6 protein-coding genes are annotated in these 6,696 nt (G+C 63.4%); all 6 read right to left on the bottom strand.

Annotated elements, in window-relative coordinates; all coding sequences use genetic code 11:
• On the bottom strand, positions 1 to 434 hold a 434-nt coding region (locus AC1DWI_RS10330; RefSeq protein WP_477724790.1), incomplete at its 3' end, for a DUF3305 domain-containing protein.
• Positions 435 to 487: 53 nt separating this feature from the next.
• Positions 488 to 712 (bottom strand): formate dehydrogenase subunit delta, encoded by a 225-nt coding sequence (locus AC1DWI_RS10325; RefSeq protein ID WP_477669778.1) that lies wholly within the window; start codon positions 710 to 712, stop codon positions 488 to 490.
• On the bottom strand, positions 709 to 1,533 hold the full coding sequence (gene fdhD, locus AC1DWI_RS10320; protein ID WP_477669779.1) for a formate dehydrogenase accessory sulfurtransferase FdhD: 825 nt from the start codon (positions 1,531 to 1,533) through the stop codon (positions 709 to 711). Before fdhD ends, AC1DWI_RS10325 begins: the two co-directional genes overlap by 4 nt.
• Positions 1,520 to 4,429 (bottom strand): formate dehydrogenase subunit alpha, encoded by a 2,910-nt coding sequence (gene fdhF / locus AC1DWI_RS10315; RefSeq protein WP_477724789.1) that lies wholly within the window; start codon positions 4,427 to 4,429, stop codon positions 1,520 to 1,522. The genes fdhD and fdhF overlap by 14 nt, the downstream gene beginning before the upstream one ends.
• Positions 4,430 to 4,475: 46 nt before the next feature.
• Complete coding sequence (locus AC1DWI_RS10310; RefSeq protein ID WP_477669781.1) at positions 4,476 to 6,038, bottom strand: formate dehydrogenase beta subunit; 1,563 nt, start codon at positions 6,036 to 6,038, stop codon at positions 4,476 to 4,478.
• Positions 6,035 to 6,505, bottom strand: a complete 471-nt coding sequence (locus AC1DWI_RS10305; protein WP_477669782.1) for a formate dehydrogenase subunit gamma — start codon at positions 6,503 to 6,505, stop codon at positions 6,035 to 6,037. The genes AC1DWI_RS10310 and AC1DWI_RS10305 overlap by 4 nt, the downstream gene beginning before the upstream one ends.
• Positions 6,506 to 6,696 lie beyond the last annotated feature (191 nt).

Here is a 6,696-nt window from a genome sequence, read left to right as displayed (position 1 = left end):
ACCTGCGGCGGCGCGGGCACCTGCTCCACCGTTTCCTGCGCATCCAGCCACCGCCCGGCATCGTGGTAACTCAAGGTGACGATCTGCGGAATCGCGATGGGTTCATCGGCCAGCAGGGCCTCTTCTTCCATGCGCCAGACCACCCAGAAGCAGGGCTGCCCGGTGCTGGCATTGAGGTAGTAGCCTTCGGCGTCGTCGGTGAAAAGCTCGACCTTGAAGCCGGGGTGCAGCCAGCGCTCTTCGCGCTCGTCTTTCAGCAAGAGGCGCGGCGCGGCGCCAAAGGCGTCTTCGTGGGGGACGATGTCGGCCAGTTCCCAGCGCCAGGGCTGCCAGCGGTTGTCGATGCGCTCGCGGYGCATGACAACGGCGACCGCGGTGCACGGGCGGTGCAGCATGGCATCTGTTTCAGGGGACTGCAGCAGGAAATCCGACATGCCCGCAGTGTACGGCGGGCAAATAAGGCGCTTGTAATAACCTCAATAACCTTCTAAATCAGTAGGGAGCGGTGCTCCAGCGCGGCACGGCGCACCACGTCGCTGATCCCTTCGCCGCCATGGCTCTCGATCAGCTCCAGCAGCGCCTTGCGCATCCGCGGGTCCCAGAATTTCTTGAGGTGCATGGCCAGTTCCTGCAGGGCTTCCGTGCGGTCAGGCATGGTTTCAAAGAATGCGCCGATCTGGTTGACCATGCGGATCAGGTTGTCGTTGTTCACAGGATGTACTCCAGGTTGACACGCTCCTTGTGGCTGTACACGGAAAGATCCTCCCCGCGCACAAAACCCAGAAGCGCCACGCCGGCGGTTTGCGCCACATCAATCGCCAGACCCGTCACGCCCGACACGGCCGCCAGCAACGTCACGCCGGCCATGGCTGTTTTGTGCACCATCTCGTAGCTGGCGCGGCTGGTGACGACGATAAAACCCGCATCGGCCCCTACGCCGTTCATGCGGCGGCGCTGCAGCGCGCCAATCAGCTTGTCCAGCGCGTTGTGCCTGCCGACGTCTTCGCGCAGCACCACGATATCGCCTTCGGCATTGCACCAGGCGGCCGCGTGGGTGGCACCGGTGGCGCTGAGCAGCAATTGCTGCTCGCGCAGGTTGATCAGGGCGCGGGTGATGGCGCCCGCTTCAAACTCCCCGCCGCCCTGCACGCGCGGCGGCAGGCGCACCGCATGCTCGAGGCTTTCCGTACCGCACAGGCCGCAGCCGGTGCGGCCGGTCATGCTGCGGCGACGGTCTTTCAAACGCGCAAAGCACGATGCCGCAATGGTCAGGTGCAGCGTCTCCCCTTGCTCACTGCTGGTCTGTTCAATGTCGTGAATCTGCGTGTAGTCGTCCACGATGCCTTCGGTGACGGAAAAGCCGAAGGCAAAGTCTTCGAGGTCGGAGGGGCTGGCCAGCATCACGGCGTGCGAGATGCCGTTGTACTCCAGCGCCACAGGCACCTCTTCGGCTACCCAGTCCGACCGGTCAAACGGGCGATGTGCCCGCACCCCCGTCACAGGGGCTTCACGGCAACCTTCAACCACCTGCATGAGCTGCCTCCGCTGCACCGGCAAGCGGACCGCCCGCCGGTTGTGACGCCGCATCCAGCAACTGCAGTTGCTGCTTGTTGAMGCGCGAGTAGGATTTTTGCCATTCCGACGGCTGCGCCACCGGCATAACCTGCACCGCAGTGACCTTGTATTCCGGGCAGTTGGTGGCCCAGTCGGAGCTGTCGGTGGTGATGACGTTGGCGCCCGATTCGGGGAAGTGGAAGGTGGTGTAGACCACGCCCGGCTGCATGCGTTCGGTGATCACTGCACGCAATACCGTTTGCCCGGCACGGCTTTCAATGCCCACCCAGTCGTCAGGCTTGATGCCCCGGTCTTCCGCGTCGTGCGGATGAATCTCCAGCCGGTCTTCGCTGTGCCACTGGTTGTTGTCGGTGCGGCGCGTCTGGGCGCCGACGTTGTACTGCGACAGGATGCGGCCGGTGGTGAGCAGCAGCGGGAATTTGCGCGTGACCTTTTCATCCGTGGCGACGTACTGCGTGATGATGAAGCGGCCTTTGCCGCGCACAAACTTGTCCTTATGCATGAACTCGGTGCCGAGCTCTGCCGTGTCTTCGTTGCAAGGCCACTGCACGCTGCCGTGCTTTTCGATCTTGGCAAAGGTCACGCCGCGAAAAGTCGGCGTCAGCGCCGCGATCTCGGCCATGATGTCGCGCGGATGCACGTACTTCATCGGATAGCCCAGCGCATTGGACAGCTTGACGGTGACTTCCCAGTCGGCCAGCCCCGCCTTGGGCGGCATGACCTTGCGCACGCGCGAGATGCGCCGCTCGGCATTGGTGAAGGTGCCGTCTTTTTCCAGGAAGGAAGAACCAGGCAAAAACACATGCGCGTACTTGGCGGTTTCGTTCAGGAAGATGTCCTGCACCACGATGCATTCCATCGAGGTGAGGGCCTTGGCCACGTGCTGGGTGTCGGGGTCGGACTGCACGATGTCTTCGCCCTGGCAATACAGGCCMAGGAAGCTGCCGGCCACGGCCGCGTCAAACATGTTCGGGATGCGCAGGCCGGGCTCTTCGTTCAGCGTCACGCCCCAGGCTGTTTCGAATTCGGCGCGCACCGTGCTGTCGGACACATGGCGGTAGCCCGGCAGTTCATGCGGGAAAGAACCCATGTCGCAGGCGCCCTGCACATTGTTCTGGCCGCGCAGCGGGTTCACACCCACACCTTCGCGGCCCACATTGCCGGTGGCCATGGCCAGGTTGGCAATGCCCATGACCATGGTCGATCCCTGTGCGTGCTCCGTCACGCCCAGGCCGTAGTAAATGGCAGCATTGCCGCCTGTGGCGTAGAGGCGGGCGGCTGCGCGAACGTCTGCCGCGGGCACGCCGGTGACGGCTTCCATGGCTTCAGGAGAATTGTCGGGGCGGGCCACAAACTCGCGCCATTCGCGGAATGACTTTTCGTCGCAGCGCTCGGCAATATAGTCGCCGGCCAGCAGGCCTTCCGTCACCACCACATGGGCCAGCGACGAGATCATGGCCACGTTGGTGCCGGGTCGCAACTGCAGGTGAAACTCAGCCTCCACGTGCGGGGAACGCACGATGTCGATCTGGCGCGGATCCACCACGATCAGCCGTGCGCCTTCTCGCAGGCGCTTTTTCATGCGCGAGGCAAACACCGGGTGGCCGTCGGTCGGGTTGGCGCCGATGATCAGGATCACGTCGGCCTTTTCAACCGACTTGAAGGTCTGTGTGCCGGCGGAGGTGCCATAGGTCTGGCTCAGTCCGTAACCGGTGGGCGAGTGGCAGACGCGGGCGCAGGTGTCGACATTGTTGTTGCCGAAAGCGGCGCGCACCAGCTTTTGCACCAGGTAGGTTTCTTCGTTGGTGCAGCGCGACGAGGTGATGCCGCCAATCGAATCCTTGCCGTGCTCGGCCTGGATGCGGCGGAACTCGCTCGCGGCGTAGTTGATGGCCTCGTCCCAGCTCACTTCCTGCCACGGGTCGCTGATGTTTTTGCGGATCATGGGCTTGGTGATGCGGTCCTTGTGGGTGGCGTAGCCCCAGGCAAAACGGCCCTTGACGCAGGCGTGGCCTTCGTTGGCTTTGCCGTCTTTCCACGGCACCATGCGCACCACTTCATTGCCCTTCATCTCGGCCTTGAAGGCACAACCCACGCCGCAGTAAGCGCAGGTGGTGATCTTGTTGTGCTCGGGCTGGCCCAGCATGATGACGGTTTTTTCTTGCAGCGTGGCGGTGGGGCAGGCCTCGACGCAGGCGCCGCAGCTCACGCATTCGGATTCCATGAAGGGCTGGTCTTGTCCCGGCGACACGCGCGACTCAAAGCCGCGGCCGCTGATGGTCAGTGCAAACGTACCCTGGGTTTCTTCGCAGGCGCGCACGCAACGGTTGCACACAATGCATTTGGAGGCGTCGTAGCTGAAGTAGGGGTTGGAATTGTCGATTGCCGGCTTGCTCTCGTTGCGGAAATGGTTGGCGCCCTCCATGCCGTAACGTACTTCGCGCAGCCCGGTCACGCCGGCCATGTCCTGCAGCTCACAGTTGCCGTTGGCCGAACAGGTCAGGCAGTCCAAGGGGTGATCAGAGATGTAGAGCTCCATCACGCCCTTGCGCAGCTCTTGCAGGCGCGGCGACTGGGTACGCACCTTCATGCCGGCTTCTGCCGGTGTGGTGCAAGAGGCCGGAAAGCCCTTGCGTCCATCAATTTCAACCATGCACAAGCGGCAGGAGCCAAAAGGCTCCAGACTGTCGGTGGCGCACAGCTTGGGCACCTGGATGCCTGCATCGACCGCGGCGCGCATGAGCGAAGTGCCTGCGGGAACCGTGACGCTTTCGCCGTCGATCTCCAGCGTGACTTCCTGGGTGGACTCGCGTTTGGGGGTGCCGTAATCGGTTTCTTTGAGGTGTTCGAGCATGGGGGTCTCCTGTGCGTCTTGTTGGGGTGCTGCCGTTGCTGTCGGTTCAGGCGGCTTTGCGATCCGGCACGGTCATGCCGAAGTCCTGCGGGTAATGGTCGAGTGCCGAAAGCACCGGGAAAGGCGTCATGCCGCCCATGGCGCACAGCGAGCCGTGAACCATGGTGTCGCACAGATCGCGCAGCAGCTTGATTTGCTGCGGACGCTGCTCCCCTGGGCCGTTGGCGATGCGGTCTATCACTTCCACGCCGCGGGTGGAGCCGATGCGGCAGGGTGTGCATTTGCCGCAGGACTCAATCGCGCAAAACTCCATCGCGTAGCGCGCCAGGCTGGCCATGTCGGCCGTGTCGTCGTGCACCACGATGCCGCCATGGCCCACCACTGCGCCCACGGCCGCATAGGCTTCGTAGTCAAGCGGCGTGTCCCATTGCGATTCAGGCACATAGGCGCCCAGCGGGCCGCCGACCTGCACCGCCTTGATGGGCCGGCCTGAGGCCGAACCGCCACCGTAGTCGTACATCAGCTCGCGCAAGGTCACGCCGAAGGCTTTTTCGACCAGCCCGCCGAATCTGATGTTGCCGGCCAGCTGGATGGGCAGGGTGCCCCTGGAGCGGCCCACACCATAGTCTTTGTAAAACGTGGCGCCGCGCGACAGGATGATGGGCACCGAAGCAAAGGTAATGACGTTGTTGATCACGCTCGGCTTGCCGAACAGGCCCTGGATGGCAGGAATCGGCGGCTTGGCACGCACGATGCCGCGTTTGCCTTCCAGGCTTTCCAGCATGGCGGTTTCTTCGCCGCAGACATACGCGCCCGCAGCCTTGCGCACATGCAGGTGAAAGCTGTGGCCCGAGCCGAGGATGTTGTCGCCCAGAAAGCCGCCCGCCTCGGCGATGGTGATGGCCTCGCGCATGGTCGCCACCGCGTGGGGATATTCAGAGCGGATGTAGACATAACCCTGCGTGGCGCCGGTGGCCACCGCGGCAATCGTCATGCCTTCGATCAACATGAAGGGGTCACCCTCCATGGTCATGCGGTCGGAGTAGGTGCCCGAGTCACCCTCGTCGGCGTTGCAAACCACGTACTTTTGCGTGGCTTTGAGGCCCGCGACGGTTTTCCATTTGATGCCGGCCGGGAATGCCGCGCCGCCGCGTCCGCGCAGGCCGGCGTCCAGCACCTGCTGCACGATCTCTGTGGCGGGAAGCCCCAGGGCATGGCGCAAGCCGGCATAGCCTTCGTGCGCCTGGTAGTCGGCCAGCGACTGCGGGTCCGTCACGCCCATGCGTGCGAAAGTCAGGCGCTCCTGCCTTTTCAGGTACGGAATCTCTTCGGTCAGGCCCAGCTGCAACACATGCATGCCGCCCAACTGAAAGCCAGCGTCAAAAAGGCCGGCCACGTCCTCAACCTCCACGGGCCCGTAGGCGATGCGGCCTGCACCGGTCTGCACCTCGACCATGGGCTCCAGCCAGAACAGGCCGCGGGAGCCATTGCGCACCAGCTCAATGCCGACACCGCGTTTTGCAGCCTCGGCAGAGATAGCTGCAGCCACCTCATCAGCACCCGCAGCCAGTGCGGCGGAGTCGCGGGGCACGTAAATCTTGATGCTCATGCGGCGCTCCCTGCTTGCGCCACCAGGCGATCGAACTTTTCAATCCCGACGCGAGCATGGACCTTGTCGTCCAGCGTCATCGCGGGGGACTGCGCGCACAAGCCGAGGCAATACACCGGCTCAACCGTGAAGGCGCCATCTTGGGTGGGCCCATGGCCGTCGCTGCCCAGGTGGGAGCAGGCATGCGACCAGAGGGCGTCTGAGCCCATGGCTTTACAGCTCTCGGCGCGGCAGATCTGCACCACATGGCGGCCGGGCGGTTCGGAGCGGAAGTAGTGGTAGTACGTCACCACGCCATGAACCTCAGCCCTGGACAGGTTCAGGGCATCGGCGATGGGTGGAACAGCGTCAGGCGGGATGTAGCCGAGCGCATCCTGAATGCCGTGCAGTATCGGCATCAAGGCGCCGGGCATGTGCTTGGTCGACGCAATGACGCGTTCGACGGCCTGGCTTGCAACTTCATTCATCGTGTGGGACCCCTATCTCTGTCTATGCACAAAGTATGTGCAAGGGACAGGGGCTACGTCCAATTGAATCGGGACACTGCCCTATTCACGGATTGAATGTATGCAAACGCTTGCCTAGGTTGGCTTGTTTCCCATGCTCTCTGGGTGTGCGCTGTAGTCAGCCGCGTGGCGCAGCCAGGCGGGCTCGGCTG

This window comes from Polaromonas sp. P3_C2 (assembly GCF_056402675.1).
This window is presented reverse-complemented; position numbering and strand designations above follow the sequence as displayed.